This window comes from Rugamonas aquatica, from assembly GCF_009380215.1.
Classification (GTDB): Bacteria; Pseudomonadota; Gammaproteobacteria; order Burkholderiales; family Burkholderiaceae_D; genus Rugamonas; species Rugamonas aquatica_B.
Genome location: NZ_WHUG01000058.1, coordinates 1 through 288 on the forward strand (window position 1 = coordinate 1; position 288 = coordinate 288).

Annotated in this window: 1 rRNA gene; it reads right to left on the bottom strand. The window is 52.4% G+C overall.

Annotated elements, in window-relative coordinates:
• Window positions 1-288, bottom strand: a 23S ribosomal RNA gene (locus tag GEV02_RS32645); the annotation flags it as partial.

Genomic DNA, 288 nt, shown 5'->3' on the forward strand with positions numbered 1-288 from the left:
GTTCCTTCTCCCGAGTTCTCTCAAGCGCCTTAGAATACTCATCTCGCCCACCTGTGTCGGTTTGCGGTACGGTCTCGTATGACTGAAGCTTAGAGGCTTTTCTTGGAACCACTTCCGATTGCTTCAGTGCCTAAGCACCTCGTCCCGATCCCTTGAATTCCGCGCCCGGATTTGCCTAAGCGCCTTCTATGAACCAGAAACTGACTATTCCAACAGTCAGACAACCTTCCGCGATCCGTCCCCCCATCGCATCATACGACGGTGCAGGAATATTAACCTGCTTCCCAT